The 18,486-nt window shown below is 35.4% G+C and carries 9 protein-coding genes; 5 read left to right on the forward strand and 4 right to left on the reverse strand.

The features are described from left to right. Window positions 1–114: 114 nt before the first annotated feature. From FN795_RS01500 to FN795_RS01510, 3 genes are all read right to left on the reverse strand, one after another. Window positions 115–1,725: a RagB/SusD family nutrient uptake outer membrane protein gene (locus FN795_RS01500; protein WP_142448972.1), complete on the reverse strand. Its 1,611-nt coding sequence runs from the start codon at window positions 1,723–1,725 to the stop codon at window positions 115–117. Window positions 1,726–1,744: 19 nt separating this feature from the next. Beyond that, window positions 1,745–4,753: a SusC/RagA family TonB-linked outer membrane protein gene (locus FN795_RS01505; protein ID WP_142448974.1), complete on the reverse strand. Its 3,009-nt coding sequence runs from the start codon at window positions 4,751–4,753 to the stop codon at window positions 1,745–1,747. A gap of 242 nt (window positions 4,754–4,995) precedes the next feature. After that, window positions 4,996–7,179 carry an alpha-N-acetylglucosaminidase gene (locus FN795_RS01510; protein ID WP_142448976.1) on the reverse strand — a complete coding sequence of 728 codons (2,184 nt, stop codon included), beginning with the start codon at window positions 7,177–7,179 and terminating at the stop codon, window positions 4,996–4,998. Between the two features lie 741 nt (window positions 7,180–7,920). Here FN795_RS01510 and FN795_RS01515 point away from each other — a divergent pair. The 5 genes from FN795_RS01515 (at window position 7,921) to FN795_RS01535 (ending at window position 17,943) form a co-directional block, all read left to right on the forward strand. Next, the gene (locus tag FN795_RS01515) at window positions 7,921–8,298 is read left to right on the forward strand and encodes a response regulator (protein WP_142448978.1); all 378 of its coding nucleotides are present in this window, start codon (window positions 7,921–7,923) and stop codon (window positions 8,296–8,298) included. A gap of 84 nt (window positions 8,299–8,382) precedes the next feature. Continuing rightward, a complete protein-coding gene (locus tag FN795_RS01520; protein WP_142448980.1) occupies window positions 8,383–9,843 on the forward strand; it encodes an ATP-binding protein in 1,461 nt (486 codons plus the stop codon). After that, a complete protein-coding gene (locus FN795_RS01525; protein ID WP_142448981.1) occupies window positions 9,830–10,261 on the forward strand; it encodes a response regulator in 432 nt (143 codons plus the stop codon). Before FN795_RS01520 ends, FN795_RS01525 begins: the two co-directional genes overlap by 14 nt. A gap of 63 nt (window positions 10,262–10,324) precedes the next feature. Next, a complete protein-coding gene (locus tag FN795_RS01530) occupies window positions 10,325–16,699 on the forward strand; it encodes a HAMP domain-containing protein (protein ID WP_208743568.1) in 6,375 nt (2,124 codons plus the stop codon). A 20-nt stretch (window positions 16,700–16,719) separates the two neighbouring features. After that, the gene (locus FN795_RS01535) at window positions 16,720–17,943 is read left to right on the forward strand and encodes a sensor histidine kinase (RefSeq protein ID WP_142448983.1); all 1,224 of its coding nucleotides are present in this window, start codon (window positions 16,720–16,722) and stop codon (window positions 17,941–17,943) included. A 125-nt stretch (window positions 17,944–18,068) separates the two neighbouring features. Here FN795_RS01535 and FN795_RS21380 read toward each other — a convergent pair whose 3' ends face one another. Further along, window positions 18,069–18,245, reverse strand: a complete 177-nt coding sequence (locus FN795_RS21380) for a hypothetical protein (protein WP_154275384.1) — start codon at window positions 18,243–18,245, stop codon at window positions 18,069–18,071. Window positions 18,246–18,486 lie beyond the last annotated feature (241 nt).

The raw sequence follows: 18,486 nt of genomic DNA on the forward strand, positions 1-18,486 counted from the left end.
TAAAAAAGTTTTGAACTTTGGATTTGCTGCTTTTAATAAAAAAGGAGAAGAATTTTTGCTCTTCCTCTCCTTTTTATAACTATTACAATTTGTGTTTTTAGCTTATTTTTTGTCTTAATAACCAGGATTCTGGTCTAACTTAGGATTTAAAGCTTTGGCGTAAGTTGGAATTGGAAATATACGACGTGTAATATCCGAATTTGTTTTAAAGCCCCATTGACCTTCATATTTGCCAAAACGAATCATGTCATTTCTATGCCATGCTTCCCAAGCAAATTCACGGGATCTTTCTTTATAAAGATCATCTAATGTTACAGCAGTCCATGCCGCAGATGTTGAACGATTAGAACGAACCATATTTACCAGCGAAACAGCTGTATGTCCTAGAGTAGCATTTCCTCCTCGTAGAATAGCTTCGGCTTTCATCAAAATAATATCTGAGTAACGTAAAAATGGAACATCGTTATTTTGGTTACGGCTTGTTGAAGTATTGTCAGGATAGAATTTTATATTTCTATACCCCATATTCCATGCAATTTCATCATTCCCGCAATCAAACAGTGAAGGGTTCTGACGAAGAACAATATCAGGAGTTAAGTTTACCTGATACGTATATGTTGCACCACCATCTGATCCTGTATAGAATTGGTCATACCCTTTCTTTGTTGTAGTAACCATTACTGGAGTAACACCGTCATTCATGTATTGCAAACCAGTCAACCATTGTTTATTACGAATGTCATTAGCATCATTAAAATAAGCATAAAATGAAGGCAACGTACTTCTAGGTGCGCTAGGTGTAAATGGAAGACCAAATTTAGTTCTTTCAGAACGTGGCACATCATAACGTGCATGATACATTTGTCCATTGAAACCTACTGATGTCGCGGCAGGATCAAAAGGTACAGCAAAAATAAATTCTTTCATTTGCGGTCCATTATTTGGATAGAACATCTGAAGATAAGTTGCTCTAGGCTCAATAGCATACAAACCAGAATTAATTACAGCATCAGTTGCAGCAATACAGTCGTTGTAACGTTGTGTTCCTGTATAAACTTCAGCATTTAAATACAATTTAGCAAGCATTGCATTTGCTGTTTGCTTATTTGGTCGACCATATGTCGTTATTCCAGATGCAGGATTTAGATTAGGAATAGCATTTTTTAATTCTTTTTCAATGAAGTTAAAAACTTCAGTCCTACTAGATCTCTCTTTAGAACTAAATTCTCCAAATACAGTATCTAATGGCACACCTCCATAAGAATCCATCAACATAAAATAACTGATAGCGCGCATTGTTTTTAATTCAGAAATCATGGTTGATTTTTCTGCACCTTTAGGCATATTTTTATCTAGAATAGCAATGGTTTGATTACTTGTTCCAATAACTTTTTCTGCCCAATCCCAAGGTCCAACTCCATTATCTGCAGTCCAATCATGATAATGCTGACAAGCATAAGCTCTGTTATCAAACCAGTTTCCACCACGTGCAGGCATAATTGCTTCATCTGTAGTAATTGATTGTGACCACCACCACGAAAATGCAAAATCTCCGCGAAAAGCAGCATAAACTGCACCAGATGATTGAATATATTGTGCCGAATTCTGAGGAAATACGTCTGGCGTTAACTGTGTTGTAATTGGCACCTCAAGATCGTCGCAAGAACTTACTAAACCACCAGCCACAAGAAGAGGAAGTGCTAAATATTTAAGTATATTTTTCATAGTTTTTACAATTTAATTTTTAAAATACCACGTTCATACCAAACAAAAATGTTGTGGTTTTTGGGTAAAAGTTATTTGAATCTACACCAGGAGCAGTTCCTCCTTGTTCCACCTCAGGATCAATTCCGTTGTATTTTGTGATAACAAAAAGGTTATTTACGGTTTCATAAATACGAATCTTTTTAATGTATCGTCCAACTTTACCAAAATCATAACCTAAAGTCATATTATCTAATCTGATGTAGCTGCCATCTTCTATAAAACGAGTTGAATATTTATAGGCGTTAATATCATTTGGCGATTCATTTGCCGCATCTACAAGTATGTTATTAGACATTGCTGTACTCGGCCTAAACAAATCTGCACGAGTTGCATTGAAAATTTTATTACCAAATACACCACGGAAGAAAATATTCAAATCAAATTTTTTGTATGTAAAATTATTGTTCCATCCCATCATGAATTTAGGCTGTGCACTTCCTGCATAATGGTAATCTACACCAATTTGAGGATTAGTTGTTAAACTTCCATCTTTAGCAACATACTGAGAGATACCTGCCGCATTTTTTCCTGCGTATTGAAGTGTAAAGAATTGTCCAAGAGGTTTTCCTTCTTTTAAAATTTGTAAAGTACTTCCTGTTTGTCCGCCTCCATCTGGCTGTACTCTTCTAATTGAATCACCTCCAATAAAATAAGGATTTGTCAATTTAGTGATCTCGTTTTTGTTGTGTGAGAAATTTAAACTTGTTGCATAACTGAAGTTTTTAGTTTTAACCACATTTGCATTCAAAGTAACCTCGACACCTTTGTTTGACATATTTCCACCGTTTGCAACGATTGTTCCTACTGGTACAAGGACTGGATTTACAGAATAGTTGTAAATCATATCGGTTGTTTTTTTGTCATAAACCTCTACAGAACCAGATAATTTTCCTTTCAATACTGTAAAGTCAAGACCAATATTTGCTGTAGCTGTTTTTTCCCAATTCAAATCTGGATTTGCTGCCTGATTTGGTCCATAAGCTCCAACTTGCTGTCCGTTATAATAAAATGTACCTAAACTTCCTGAGATAAACTGGGCCGTGTAAGCATTAAATCCGGAAGAGTTTCCTGTTTGACCCCAGCTTGCACGAAGTTTTAAATCTGTAAAGATTTCTTGGTTAGCCATAAAACCTTCTTTATCAATTCTCCAAGCTCCACCTACTGATGGAAAATATCCCCATTGATTGTTTGCTCCAAATACTGATCCTCCGTCTCTTCTGATCGATCCTTGTAAAAGGTATTTGTCTTTGTAGTTGTAATTTAAACGTCCAAAGTAAGAGATCAAACGTTTTTTCTGATAAGCTTTGCTATCTCCAAAATCTACTCTATAACCTGAAACTGAACTGTAATTTCCTAAAGCAAGATTGTTGTAACTCACATTGTCTACCGGAAAATTAGTATTTGATGCCTGAAATCCATCTCCTAAAACATCTTCCTGCCATGAATAACCAAGAACTGCTTTAAGTTTGTGGTTGCCAAAAGCTTTATCCCAATTCAGGAAACTTTCAATAATTGTATTGCTGGTTTGGTATGAATTTCTCAAAGCTGATCCGTTTACACCAAAATTCACTAATGCTTTTGTTTGAGGTGGATCTGGATTGTTGTAGAAATTTGCACTATTATATTGCTGATAATAACTGTCATAATATTCACCGTGAAGTGAGTTTAATTGTTGGTAAGACAAATTCAAGTTATATGTAAATCCCCAAGGAAGTTTTACTTCCGAAGTTAAACTAGCAACAAGATTATTTGTTTTTGTATCATCATCTGCATGATTCATCATTGCAACTGGGTTAAAATAACCAGTTTGGATGAAATTTTCAAAATAAGTTCCGTTTGGATTTGTTATCGGCGAAACCGGCAAGTGGTTTATCGATTGCTGTAATACCACGTTACGCTGTGGCACGTTATTGTATTTACTATTTGAGTTGGTAACATTCAAACCAAATTTAACATTATCATCAAAAGCATTTTGTTCAATTGCTAAGTGCGCAATTACGCGTGAAAATTCATTTCCTTGCAATACTCCTTCTTTATTGATATAACTTACACTCGCAAAATAATTACCATGCTCGCCTCCACCACTCATAGAAAGATTTTGAGTTGTTGACGGTGTGTAACCTGGTCTAAGGATTGCCTTTTGCCAATCAGTATCTGCACCTTTATCATTTTCAGGAGTAAAACTTAAATTATTTTTGGTTACGAAATCTCTCAATTGAGTAGCATTCATCATATCCAGCTGATTCGATACTTTTTCAAAACCAAAATAATTACTGTAGCTAATTTGAGATCTGTCTTTGCTTCCTCTTTTTGTTGTTACCATGATTACACCATTTGCAGCACGGTTACCATAAATAGCAGTTGCAGCGGCATCTTTCAATACATCAATTGTAACAATATCGTCAGGAGCAATAATAGAAATATCAACACCCGGAATTCCGTCAACCACATAAAATGGCCCTTGAGAACTATTTAATGTCGACGCTCCACGTAAAACAACTGAAGAAGCTTTAGTAGGATCACCACTTGTTGAAACATTCAAACCTGAAACTTTACCTTGTAATAATTGACCAACGTCAGCAATTACACCGTTATTTAAATCATCTGCTTTTACAGAAGAAACTGCGGTTGTTAAGTTTTTACGAGATCCTTTTCCGTATCCTACAACAACAACTTGCTCTAAGTTTGTAGTAGTTGAGGCTAATCTAATTGTGATATTTTGTGATCCGTTAAGTTTGACACTTTGATCTACAAAACCAACAAAAGAAACTAATAGGCTTGCGTTTTTATTTGAAACAGTAAGTTTGAATCTTCCATCAAAATCCGTCATGGCACTATTTTTAGTTCCACTTTCAATTACATTGGCTGCTGGTAATGGCATGCCTTTGTCGTCCAAAACTACACCGGACACATCTGTTTTTTGCGCCCAACAATTCATTGAGAAGCCTGCAAAAAAGATTAGTAATAATAGTTTAAGTTTTTCCATATTATATTTAAGTTAGTTAGTTAAATAATTGTTAAGCGAAGATAGAATTATGCTTTATTTAATGAATGGACAGATTATTCATAAACATGGATATTTTTGCTTATCTCAATAAAACAAAGGCTTTAGACGCTTATTTCTTCACAGTTTATACTTTAAAATTATTCTAAAGTGCTCTCTGTTAAAAGTTATTAAATCAGGGTTGTTTTATAATTCTCACAAATCTTAATAGTGCATTTTTTCAGTTAATTCATTTTTTCGCTTTCGCACCATTTTGTTTCCCATTCTTTAATAGATTCAACCACTTTCAATTCATTAAATGGTTTGTTACTGGTAACCGATTCTCGTTGAGCTTGTAAAAACATTTTCCATCTTGGCCAATAAAATCCTTTATACATACCACCCCATGCTCTTGAAGCATAATCATTTAAATGTCCCTCGCCTCCCCAAAGCGTAATTATTGTTTTTGCATTTTTTAAATACAATTTCGATTCAGATTCAGAACTTCCGTAATTCCATGCCGACTGCAGCCAATCTTTCAAATTATTTAAAGGCTGTCCTTTCATCATATTGTCTATTTCAAAAGCTTGTTTTTCTATCTTAGAAAATAATTCATCTCCTTTTTTCAAGTCTTTCGAATTATAAGCCGCCACACATTCCATTAACATTTCATCAATACAAAGCGAATAATAATGTCTTGACGCATCAATCAAATCATATTGAAAAAGGTTCTTTTTATCAAAATTCTTAGCTTCTTTATTCAAAATATCCAAAGCCTGTTTCAGCTTTTCCTTATCACCCGGATTTCCTTTAAATTCTGTTATTTTTAAAGTTGGTTTCTTAAAAAATAAATAAGCTCCCGCTTTATCATTCCACCAGCGTGTTTCCCAATATTTTGTACTATAAACCGATTCTACTAATAATTGCCAAGCTTTAAGAACCGCAGGAGAATTATCTTTACCATATCTCGCTTTCAAATAATTTTTCAACCACTCATTTACTGATTCTTTCCCCAGCGTCCATGGAAGATCATAAATATATTCGTAAACCGATGAGTTATTATTCAATCCTTCCGGCATGACTCCGTAACCTACAACATTCCCTTTGTTTGTGTTTCTCATCAGGCTAATAAGTTCATTTCTGTAGAAATTAAAATCACCATAAACAGGATTTGATCCTCCGTAATTATGAACATAACCGTATGTCCATTGTTTTCCATAAAATGCCTCTTGATTTTCCCACACTTTATACCTATCATTTGCATAATCCTGAATAATCATCCTATCATTAGGAACTTTGCTCAGGAAGGCTTTTGTTGCTTCTTTCGTCCAAAATTCTTTATTATCGCCAAAAAGCCAGCCTTGCATTACCCATTTTGCTTTGGGTGCCGCATCATTAATAGCTTCAAAAATAGTTTTTCCGTAATCGGCTAATTCTTCATTTTTATGTCCTTCTGAAACTGGCGGTACTATTTCATTAAAAGAATCGGCCAGATAAAAATCAGATTCTCCATATAACTTTGTATAAATTTCTATAAAGCGTTTTCCAATTTCTTTAAACAAAGGATCTTTAGAATCTAATAAATAAGTACTTTCAAAACCTCCACCCGACCAGGATTTTAGTTCGCTTATTTTTGAATCAGGGTGTCTTTCTGCAAACGCTTTCGGAACATATCCACTAAAAGCGGGCACAACCGGATGCATTCCCAATGCTCTCATTTTTTGCAGAATTTTCTTTTGAACAATTTCTTTTTTATTGATCCATTCTTGTGGCAATGGACCATCTAGACTGTTTATATTTCCCATTCGCTGCCAAGGCAAAAATGCAGGTCCCGCAAAATGCTTTTGTAATTGTTCGTCTGTTACACCATATTCTTTCCAAAGTAATTGCCAAACTGCCTCTTGCCCTTCTAATGCGGTAGGCAAATTAATACCATGCAAAGCCATCCAGTCAATTTCTTTTTCCCAGCGCTCCCAGTCCCACCATGGAGTCGTGTAACCAAAAGTACAGGCGTTTAAATATTCTCTATATTTAAAAGGAGTAGCTCCTTTCTTTGAATAAGAAGGCCACGTTTTAGGCAAATTGATTCTATTTCCTTCCCAACTGACTAAAACAGCACCAATATCTCTCAAAAAATTATAAGCCGCATAACAAATTACTGTATTTGATGTTGCTTTAATTTTTACTGCATTTGCTGTTGTTTCAACTTCAAACCAATCTGAATCATCTCCTTCTTTACTTTCTATAATTTCCAGTTGAAAATCATTTGCGCGATTACCAATAAGCTTTTCGATTACAGCAAACGAACTTTTTGTTTTTTCTCCATTTTGAGAATACATATTGAAAATTAAAAAAAATAATACCATAAAATAAGTAAAACCACCAGCTGAAGCAGTCTCGTTTTTAATTCTCGAACAGTCAGTTTTCATATTATAACACATTTAAAAAATTATTATTTATCATTAATAAAACTCAGTTTACTATTCTCCGCGCAAGCGCAATTTACTTGGCTATGAGCTAAATCTCATGAATTTTAAAATTTGTTCTAATGAGCTCTAAAAATTATATTTCGGATTTGTACTTATAAAAAATAGGAGATTATTTTATTAATCTCCCATTTAGTAAAACCATAAAAACAAACTTAATCCTTTAGATAAAAAACCAATGCTTCTCTTGTGTCTGTGAGTTGCAGACTCATTAGATTTTCACTTGAAGTAAAATTATAGATATTGAATTTTTAACGAATGGACACATTATTCATTATTATAGACATTTTGTACAAATACAAGCTAAAAAACCATGAAGATTATTTGAATTCCAATCAATTTGACCAAAATCAAGCTATTTTATAAAAAATCTTTAAGCTTAAACATTACAATCTTTTGTTCTTTAATGAGTAAATGAAAACTCAAAACATCTTAATTATATAACATTAATCTGAAATCATGTAAAAGAAAGGAAAATCTTATTTCTACTTTCATAGATGAATTAACACCAAAAATTCTGAATTCTATGAAACATTTTTACTTCAAAATATACATTGCTGTTTTTTCAATTTCGATAATAAATTCCCCATTTATTATGTGACAGATTTATTGAATCGCACTTCCTAATTCACCAAAATAATAAGTGCGAAGGATTATCATCTTTTAACAAAACCAAAAACACATATGATTTATAAAAATATACTGCAAATTGACGATGATGTTGACGATTGCGAATTTTTCATGGAAGCACTTCAGGCAGTTTCCGATGCTGATTATACTGCAATGCATAATTCGGTTGAAGCGCTCAACAGATTAATTCGCCAAGAACTTATTCCAGACATTATTTTTCTTGATTTGAATATGCCAATTATGTCAGGTTTTGAATTTTTAGTCGCTATTAAAACACAGAAGATTATTCAGGATATTCCAGTAGTTATTTTTTCTACTTCTCAATTTGAAGAAACAAAACTAAAGGCCAGAAATTATGGTGCAAAAGAATTTATTTCAAAACCGAGTGATTTTAACGAATTAAAGAAGATTATAAGTGATTTTACGGTATAGTGAATTTTTCAAAAATGCAAAATATGCCCATTTTAAAATAAGTCATTTTTTATTATTTAATGCGATTTTCTTAATAGAAAGACAATGAAGTTATCAACTCAAATAATTTTAGCCTTTACGCTCATCATTTTGCTTTCTGCTGCAGATTCGTATACCAATTACAGGCTGTCTCTCAAAGTTAATCAAAACTCAGAGTTTCTTTCAAAATCAGAAGCTGTCATTCGAAATTCAAATAAAACCCATCGCGCCATTTTACAAATGCAAAATGCCGTTCGGGGCTATTTACTGACTAATGACACAACCTATCTGGCACCTTATTATAGCGGAATAGAAAAAGTTCCGGACTTTTTTGTAGAACAACATACGCTCATTGACAGCAATACGATTCAGTCTTCTATTTTAGATTCGATAAGTATTCTTCATTCGGAATGGCTCTCTTTTACATCCGAATTAATTCGGGCACGAAGAGAAAATCCTAAAACGTACCAATATCTTTTAGACACTAAACTTAAGAAACATATTGGTAAAAACATTAACGATTCGATTACAAAAAAATTTAAAAGATTTGAGAAAATCGAATACAAAACCAGAGCCCATCACAGTGAAATGTTGCTGCATTCTCTAAACAAAGCGCGAAGTTATTCACTGGTTTTTTTATCACTTACCATTTTTGTTGGAATATGTAGCACGACTTACATCGTAATTATGATTACAAAACGAATAAATTCGATGGTTCGGGTCGCCGACACGATTTCAAAAGGACGTTTCACTATTGTTCGGGATTTTAAAAATGATGAACTAAGCGCACTCGCGGCATCTTTGAATATTATGTCACGCCGACTCGAAAAGAATATTCAGGAACTAGAAAACAAAAACGAAGAACTTAACAAATTTGCCTACGTTGTTTCCCATGATTTAAAAGCACCGCTTAGGGGAATTTACAATGTAATAAGCTGGATTGAGGAAGATTTGTCAAGCGAACTTTCTCCCGCTTTAAGAAATTATCTGAATATTATTCCGAAAAGGACACAGCGCATGGAAGCTTTGATTAACGGACTTTTGGATTACGCCCGCATCAACAGAAAAACTTCTCCCGAAATTGTTGATACAAATACGCTTGTTCAAGAAATCGCTCAATCTATTGTTCCGAGAGAATTCAAACTCGAAATCATAAATCTACCTGAACTTGTTACTGAGCGTCTAAAACTGGAACAGGTTTTTTCGAATCTAATAAGCAATGCAGTCAAATATTCAAAACCTGAAAATCCTTATATCGAAATAAAGTGCCAGAAAGTACTCAACTATTATGAATTTTCAGTAACAGACAATGGAATTGGAATCGATGAAGAATATCATCAAAAAATATTTGAAATTTTCCAGACGCTGAGAGAGAAAAACGAAATGGAAAGCACCGGAGTTGGACTCGCCATTGTTAAAAAAATTATCGATGATCAGGGAGAAAGTATACATGTAGAATCAAAACTGGGTGAAGGAACTAAATTCACTTTTACCTGGAGAAATAACAAACAGTATGAGAAAGCCTAATATTTTATTAATTGAAGATGATGAACTCGATACAATTTCGGTTGAGCGTTCATTAAAAAAGCTAGAGATCCAATATTTTCTCCATACGGCTTATAATGGACTTGAAGCTCTTCAAATGCTAAGAAATACGGAAAATCCGCTTGTTCCAGATGTAATTTTGCTGGATATCAATATGCCAAAAATGAATGGAATTGAATTTCTGAAAATCCTGAGAACCGATGAAAATTTAAAAGATTTAAAAGTATTCATCATGACGACTTCTTCTGAAAGCAGTGATCGTATTACTGCCGAAAAATTAGGCATTTCAGGATATATTATAAAGCCTTTAAATTACACCGACAACACCAAAAGATCAGATTCTATGGATGCTTTCGTACAGTTTCATCTTAGGAAGATTTTACTCAATGAAAACGTTTAAACAATTATTAATAATTAACCTCGAATCACCAAAAACAAATCCTTCAGCAAAGATTTACCAATTATGAAAAATAAGACGCATAACGATAAAATATTAAAAAATGACATGCTGGTTGCTCTGCCTGTTATTACAGATGAAATAAAACCTAACAGCAAAAGCAAGAAAACCAAAACTGAGGAATCAATTCTTAGTGACGCTGAGTTTCTGAAAATTTTGCTGAAAGTAAAAAATGGTAATTTCTCCCAACGTTTCCCTACCGATCAGGATGGGACAAAAAGAGCTATCTGCGATACGTTAAATGAAATTATTGACCTGAACGAAAGAATGGTTTTTGAATTTCAGAAGGTTGGAAAAAGTATCGGTAAACAAGGAAAACTAACGAACCGAGTAGTTTTAGATGGCGCACGGGGTTCCTGGAGTTCCTGTGTCGATTCTGTAAATACCCTAATTTCTGATTTAGTTCACCCTACAATTGAAATTGCGCACGTAATTACCTCAGTTGCAAAAGGAAATTTATCACAGGAAATGCCTTTAGCTATTGAGGGAAATCCGCTGCAGGGAGAATTCCTCAGAATTGCAAAAGAGGTAAACGCAATGGTAAAACAGCTGAACCTTTTTTCTATGGAAGTTACGCGTGTGGCGCGTGAAGTGGGTACCGAAGGAAAACTGGGCGGCCAAGCAAAAGTTCGCGGTGTTGGTGGAGTTTGGAAAGATTTGACCGATTCAGTAAATAAAATGGCTTCCAATCTTACCGGACAAGTTAGAAATATCGCCGATGTAACAACCGCGGTGGCAAAAGGAGATTTATCCAAAAAAATTACCGTTGACGTAAAAGGAGAAATTCAGGAATTAAAAAATACCATCAATACGATGGTAGATCAGCTGAACTCGTTTTCTTCTGAAGTAACCCGTGTGGCGCGTGAAGTGGGTACCGAAGGAAAACTGGGCGGTCAGGCTCAGGTAAAAGGTGTTGGTGGAACCTGGAAAGATTTAACGGATTCGGTAAACCAAATGGCATCGAACCTTACTGGACAAGTACGTAATATTGCCGATGTAACAACAGCCGTAGCAAAAGGAGATTTATCCAAAAAAATTACGGTTGACGTAAAAGGGGAAATTCTGGAATTAAAAGATACCATTAATACGATGGTGGATCAGTTGAACTCCTTTTCTTCCGAAGTAACCCGTGTGGCTCGTGAAGTGGGTTCCGAAGGAAAACTTGGAGGACAAGCGCGTGTGCGTGGTGTCGGCGGAGTTTGGAAAGATTTGACAGATTCGGTAAACCAAATGGCGTCCAACTTAACCGGACAAGTACGTAACATTGCCGAAGTAACAACCGCCGTTGCAAAAGGCGATTTATCGAAAAAAATTACCGTAAACGTTGAGGGAGAAATCCTCGAATTAAAAAATACCATCAATACCATGGTGGATCAGCTGAACTCTTTTGGTGCCGAGGTAACTCGTGTGGCACGTGAGGTTGGTTCAGAAGGAAAACTCGGTGGTCAGGCCAAAGTAAAAGGTGTTGGCGGAACCTGGAAAGATTTAACCGATTCGGTGAACCAAATGGCATCCAACTTAACCGGACAAGTACGAAATATTGCCGAAGTTACCACAGCCGTAGCAAATGGCGACCTTTCGAAAAAAATTACAGCTGTTGCTGAAGGTGAAATTCTCGAATTGAAAAAAACCATTAACACAATGGTGGACCAGCTGAACTCCTTCTCTTCTGAGGTTACGCGTGTGGCGCTTGAGGTTGGTACAGAAGGAAAACTAGGCGGTCAGGCAAAAGTAAAAGGTGTCGGCGGAACCTGGAAAGATTTAACGGATTCTGTGAACCAAATGGCATCCAACTTAACAGGACAAGTACGTAACATTGCCGAAGTAACAACAGCCGTAGCAAAAGGAGATTTATCACGTCAAATTACCGTTGATACCAAAGGAGAGATTTTGGAACTTAAAAACACTATTAATACGATGGTGGGTCAGCTGAATTCCTTTGCATCTGAGGTAACTCGTGTAGCGCGTGAGGTAGGTACTGAAGGAAAACTGGGAGGACAAGCCCAGGTTGAAGGTGTTGGCGGAACATGGAAAGATTTAACGGATTCTGTGAACCAAATGGCATCCAACTTAACCGGACAAGTTCGTAATATCGCCGAAGTTACAACTGCCGTGGCAAAAGGAGATTTATCACTCCAGATTACGGTTGACGTAAAAGGAGAAATTCTAGAATTAAAAAATACAATTAACACCATGGTGGATCAGCTTCGAGGCTTTGCTTCGGAGGTTACAAGGGTTTCGCGTGAAGTTGGTACCGAAGGAAAACTGGGAGGACAAGCAAACGTTCCCGGAGTTGCCGGAACTTGGAAAGATTTAACAGATTCTGTTAATCAAATGGCAGGAAATCTAACCGCTCAGGTGCGTAACATTGCCGATGTGGCGATTGCGGTTGCCAACGGCGATATGTCCCGAAAAATTACGGTTGACGTAGCCGGGGAAATTCTACAATTAAAAGAAACACTAAATACAATGGTGGATCAGCTTCGTGAATTTGCCTCTGAGGTAACTCGTGTGGCGCGTGAAGTTGGTACTGAAGGAAAATTGGGAGGTCAAGCAAATGTACCAGGCGTTGCCGGAACTTGGAAAGATTTAACCGATTCGGTGAACCAAATGGCGGGTAACTTAACTACGCAGGTTCGTAATATTGCCGAAGTTACAATTGCCGTTGCCAACGGAGATATGTCTAAAAAAATTACGGCAGACGTTCGTGGAGAAATTCTTCAATTAAAAGAAACTGTAAATACTATGGTGGATCAGCTTCGTGCTTTTGCTTCTGAGGTAACTCGTGTGGCGCGTGAAGTAGGTACTGACGGAAAACTGGGCGGGCAGGCGTTCGTTCCTGGTGTTGCCGGAACATGGAAAGATTTAACGGATTCGGTGAACCAAATGGCATCGAATTTAACCGGTCAGGTTCGTAATATTGCTGATGTTACGAAAGCTGTAGCAAATGGTGACCTTTCTAAACAAATTACTGTTGACGTAAAAGGTGAAATTCTGGATTTGAAAAACACTTTCAACACGATGGTGGAACAGTTGAATTCCTTTTCTTCTGAGGTTACGCGTGTAGCGCGTGAAGTGGGTACGGAAGGAAAATTAGGAGGACAATCGGAAGTAAAAGGTGTTGCCGGAACATGGAAAGATTTAACGGATTCGGTTAACGTTATGGCGTCGAATTTAACGGGACAAGTTCGTGGAATCGCAAAAGTTGTAACTTCTGTAGCAAAAGGAAATCTGAAACAAAAACTTTCTATTGATGCTAAAGGTGAAGTAGCACAATTAACTGATACAATCAACGAAATGATTGATACGCTCGCGACTTTCTCCGATCAGGTTACAACTGTGGCGCGTGAAGTTGGTGCCGAAGGAAAACTGGGAGGACAAGCAAACGTTCCCGGAGCTTCTGGAACCTGGAAAAACTTGACGGAAAATGTAAATCAGTTAGCGGCAAATCTTACGACTCAGGTACGTGCAATTTCTGAGGTTGCATCGGCGGTAACGCAAGGAGATTTGACGAGAACAATTGGTGTTGAAGCAAAAGGCGAAGTTGAAGCGCTTAAAGATACTATCAACCAAATGATTTCAAATCTTAAAGCAACAACTTTACGAAATCAGGAACAAGACTGGCTGAAATCGAATTTAGCTAAATTTACGCAAATGCTTCAAGGTCAAAAAGAATTGAATGCAGTTACTAAAAAAATCCTTTCCGAGCTTGCTGCGGTTGTTACTGCGCAGCACGGACTTTTCTATATTTTAGAAGAAGGCGAAGATTTTATGGATTCAAAATTGAATCTGATCGCTTCTTATGCTTACATTAAAAGAAAAGATTCTATTACGCAATATGCAATGGGTGAAGGACTTATTGGTCAGGTTGCGATTGAAAAGGAACGCGTAATTTTAAGCAATGTTCCGAAAGATTATATCCGTATAAACTCCGGACTTGGAGATGCTAAACCAAAAGATGTTATCATTCTTCCAGTTTTATTTGAAGGAAGACTTAAAGCGGTAATTGAATTAGCCTCACTTGATACTTTTAATCAGACACACTTAGATTTCCTTGAAGGTTTAACGGAAAGTATCGGAATTGTATTGAATACCATTGAATCTAATTCGAGAACCGAAGAATTATTGGTTCAGTCGCAATCGTTGGCAAACGAGCTGAAAAGCCAGCAGGAAGTATTGAAAAATACCAATGAGGAACTCGAAGAAAAAGCGATTTTATTGGCCAATCAAAAAGAAGAAGTTGAACAGAAAAACCAGGAAGTTGAGGTTGCGAGAAAAGCATTGGAAGAAAAAGCCGATCAGCTTACATTAACATCCAAATACAAATCGGAATTCCTTGCCAATATGTCGCATGAGCTAAGAACGCCGTTGAACAGTTTGCAGATTTTGGCTAATGAATTAATCGCCAATCGTGACGGAAATTTATCTGAAAAACAAATTCAGTTTGCCAAAACAATCAATTCCTGCGGTGATGACCTTATTCAGTTGATCAATGACATTCTAGATCTTTCTAAAATTGAATCTGGTTATATTTCTGTGGATTACAATCCAATTAGTTTTGCTGAAATAAGCCGATTTGTGGAATCAACCTTCAATCCTATTTCGCAGGCAAAACATCTTGATTTTGAAATTTTGATGGACGACAATCTTCCTGAATTAATGGAAACCGATTCACAGCGATTAAATCAGATTCTGAAAAATCTATTATCGAATTCATTCAAATTTACCGAAAAAGGTCAAGTCCGATTAAGCATTTACAAAGCAGATAATAATTGGAAAACTAAAAACAATAATCTGGAAAATGCAGAAGCTGTAGTAGCATTCGAGATTTCAGATACCGGAATCGGAATTTCAAAAGAAAAACAAAACATCATTTTTGAAGCTTTCCAGCAAGCAGAAGGTTCTACAAGCCGTAAATATGGCGGAACCGGCTTAGGATTATCCATCAGCCGTGGACTTTCTGATTTATTGGGCGGAAGTATCGAACTCGAAAGTGACACCAATATTGGAAGTAAATTCACTTTATTTCTGCCACTAAAATCCGTTCATCTTGTTGAAATTGAAGACATAAGTGTCAATGAAGAAACAAATGTAATTCACGCCGGAAAAAGCCGTTTAAAATCGCTTCCGTCAGCTAGTTTCAATAAATCAGATGTTGATTTGTATTTTGTGGATGAGGTTGGTGACGACCGCGCTAATATTAGACCAAATGACAAAATTCTTTTAATTGCTGAAGACAATATCACTTTTGCCAAAATCCTTCTGGAAAGAGCGCATCAGCATGATATTAAAGCTGTTGTAACAACTAAAGGAAATGATGTAATTGATTATATCAATCAGTTTCAGCCTCACGCCATCACAATGGATTTGAATATGCCTGATACTAGTGGCTGGAAAATTCTCGATCGTCTGAAAACTGATTTTACCTTGAGACACATTCCCGTTTATATCATTTCGGGAGAAGATGAAAGAAATAAAGGCTTAAAACGCGGCGCCAGAAACTTTCTTGTGAAACCAGTAAAAAATGATTTATTGACTGCGCTATTTAATGACATTCATGATTTCAAAAACAAAAAAGAAAAAAACCTTCTTGTGGTTGACGATAATCCAGTGGATTTAAAGCGAATTGTCGAGGCTGTAAAAGGTGATGACATTTCAATTTCAACGGCTTTAACAGCAAAAGCAGCTGTAGAACTCATAAAAGAAAAATCCTTCGACTGTATTATATTGGATTTATTTCTTCCAGATGCTGATGGCCTTGACTTAATTAATGATCTCGAAAATAATATAAACAGTCAGGAAACCGCCATAATTATCCATTCTGCAGGCGATGTCAATAAAAAACAAAGAAGTAAACTCAGTCGTTTTGCATATAGTATTATAACAAAAAGTGCCGTTTCAATTGATGAATTGGTCGATCAGACTGCCCTATTCCTTCATCGTGTGCATAAAGATATGCCTGACAGCATGAGGGAACGAATTGAAACATATTATTTGAAAGAAGATGTACTTATCAATAAAAAAGTACTTCTTGTTGATGATGATGTCCGAAATTTATTTGCGCTTACAACTGCACTCGAGCGTTTCGGATTGGATGTTATCAGTGCTGAAAGTGGTCATGAAGCTATTGAAATTCTAAATCAGAATGTCAAAATGGACATTGTTTTGATGGATATTATGATGCCTGAACTTGATGGTTATGAAACCATGAAAATGATCAGACAAAATGCAAAACATAAAGATCTGACCATTATCGCCGTAACGGCAAAAGCAATGAAAGGCGACCGACAAAGATGCATTGAATCTGGCGCTTCTGATTATATTACAAAACCCGTTAATGTGGAGCAATTATCTTCATTAATGAGAGTTTGGCTGAAATAATATTTTAAATAAAAAACATCATGGAAAAAGCTCCAGTTAAAATATTATTAGTAGACGACAAAAAGGAAAATTTACTTTCGCTGCAGGTTATTCTTGCTGATCTCGGATATCAATTTGTTGAAGCTACTTCAGGCAAAGATGCTTTGCGAATACTTTTGAAAAGCCAAGATTTTGCTATTATTCTGATGGATGTGCAAATGCCTCTTATGGATGGATTTGAAACGGCCGAACTCATTCGGCAAAGCGACAAACTCAAACATGTGCCCATTATTTTTCTTACTGCCAATATGAATACATCCGATTATATTTTTAAAGGATATCAATCAGGAGCAGTTGATTATATGATTAAGCCATTATCTGCTGAAATTTTGAAGGCAAAAGTGATGGTTTTTACTGAATTGTATAAAAAAACAAGAGAATTACAGCTTAAAGAAGAAGAAACAAATGCACTTAACGCTAAAATTATAAAAGCCAATGAAGATTTGGCCGCCCAATATGTAGCAATCGAAAAATATGCAAACGAATTAAAAAGAAAAAATACTGAATTAGATGCTTTCACGCACATTTCAAGTCATGATCTTCAGGAACCGCTGCGAAAAATTCAGACGTTTTCAAATATTATTCTCGCAAAGGAATATGAAAATTTAAGTCCTGACGGAAGATTAAAATTTGATCGTATTTTGTATTCGACCAATCGAATGCGTGAATTAATCAACGATCTTTTGGCTTTTTCAAGAACAAATATTATTGATCGCATCTATGAAAATACAGATCTTGATACTATAATTGAAAATGTAAAAGAAGCACTAAGAGAAAACATCAAAGAAAAAAATGCTTTAATTATCACCGACTTACACGGAAAAATCAATATTATTCCGTTTTTGTTTATTCAGCTTCTTGAAAATCTGATCAATAATTCACTGAAATTTTCTCAGAAAGAAGTTCCGCTTCAAATTACTATTAAAAGCCGAATTGCCACTGGAAAAGATTTGCATAATGACAAATTAATCCCTTTGGAAAACTATTGTCATATCAGTTTTCAGGACAACGGAATTGGTTTTGAACCCGAGCATAGCGAAAAAATATTTGGCGTTTTTCAAAGACTACACAGCAGAGATGTTTATGATGGAACCGGTATTGGCCTCGCCATTGTCAAAAAAATAGTTGAAAATCATAACGGAATAATTATGGCTACATCTCAGCCTATGAAAGGTGCCACTTTTGACATTTTTATTCCGCAATAATTTTTTTCAAATAAAATAAAAAAAGAAAAACAAATTAAAGATATCCCTCCAAATTGGGATATCTTTAAAGTAACTAAATTCAGCCTGTAACTGAGAATTTATTGCTGTTATTAAGCATTATTGCCTTAAATTTTTATTGTTTTTTCAGTACTTTTATCATACTCCTCATCAGTTATTTTTTCTTTTTTAAAAGTTAAGACTTTGCTTTTGACAATAAAAAAGCAAACCGATAATCCTAAAAAAATAATTGATATTAAAATGAGCTCTATTATTAAACTGTTTTCTGGTATATTACTTATCATATCTTTATTTTAAGATTTTGAAAAAAGAAAACTTAACTCATTCTTATATACGAAAACATCTCAATTATGGTTCAAAAAAAACACTGCAAAAGGTGTTTGTTTTTTTTAAACGAAAAAATTGATTTAATTATTCCTCCTTTTTCTTTACTGTATTCTGTTCGAAATATTTGAAATTTTACAAATACTTTCCTTTTCAAAATTTTTATTTTCAAAAATAGTGTTATTTTTACACTTATTACTG

Origin of the sequence: Flavobacterium resistens, assembly GCF_900182645.1 — a bacterium.
Lineage (GTDB): Bacteria > Bacteroidota > Bacteroidia > Flavobacteriales > Flavobacteriaceae > Flavobacterium > Flavobacterium resistens.

Bases quoted from the DNA above. Each gene is read 5' to 3' on its own strand.
- FN795_RS01500 (WP_142448972.1), bottom strand. From the start codon at position 1,725: ATGAAAAATATACTTAAATATTTAGCACTTCCTCTTCTTGTGGCTGGT.
- FN795_RS01505 (WP_142448974.1), bottom strand. From the start codon at position 4,753: ATGGAAAAACTTAAACTATTATTACTAATCTTTTTTGCAGGCTTCTCA.
- FN795_RS01510 (WP_142448976.1), bottom strand. From the start codon at position 7,179: ATGAAAACTGACTGTTCGAGAATTAAAAACGAGACTGCTTCAGCTGGT.
- FN795_RS01515 (WP_142448978.1), top strand. From the start codon at position 7,921: ATGATTTATAAAAATATACTGCAAATTGACGATGATGTTGACGATTGC.
- FN795_RS01520 (WP_142448980.1), top strand. From the start codon at position 8,383: ATGAAGTTATCAACTCAAATAATTTTAGCCTTTACGCTCATCATTTTG.
- FN795_RS01525 (WP_142448981.1), top strand. From the start codon at position 9,830: ATGAGAAAGCCTAATATTTTATTAATTGAAGATGATGAACTCGATACA.
- FN795_RS01530 (WP_208743568.1), top strand. From the start codon at position 10,325: ATGAAAAATAAGACGCATAACGATAAAATATTAAAAAATGACATGCTG.
- FN795_RS01535 (WP_142448983.1), top strand. From the start codon at position 16,720: ATGGAAAAAGCTCCAGTTAAAATATTATTAGTAGACGACAAAAAGGAA.
- FN795_RS21380 (WP_154275384.1), bottom strand. From the start codon at position 18,245: ATGATAAGTAATATACCAGAAAACAGTTTAATAATAGAGCTCATTTTA.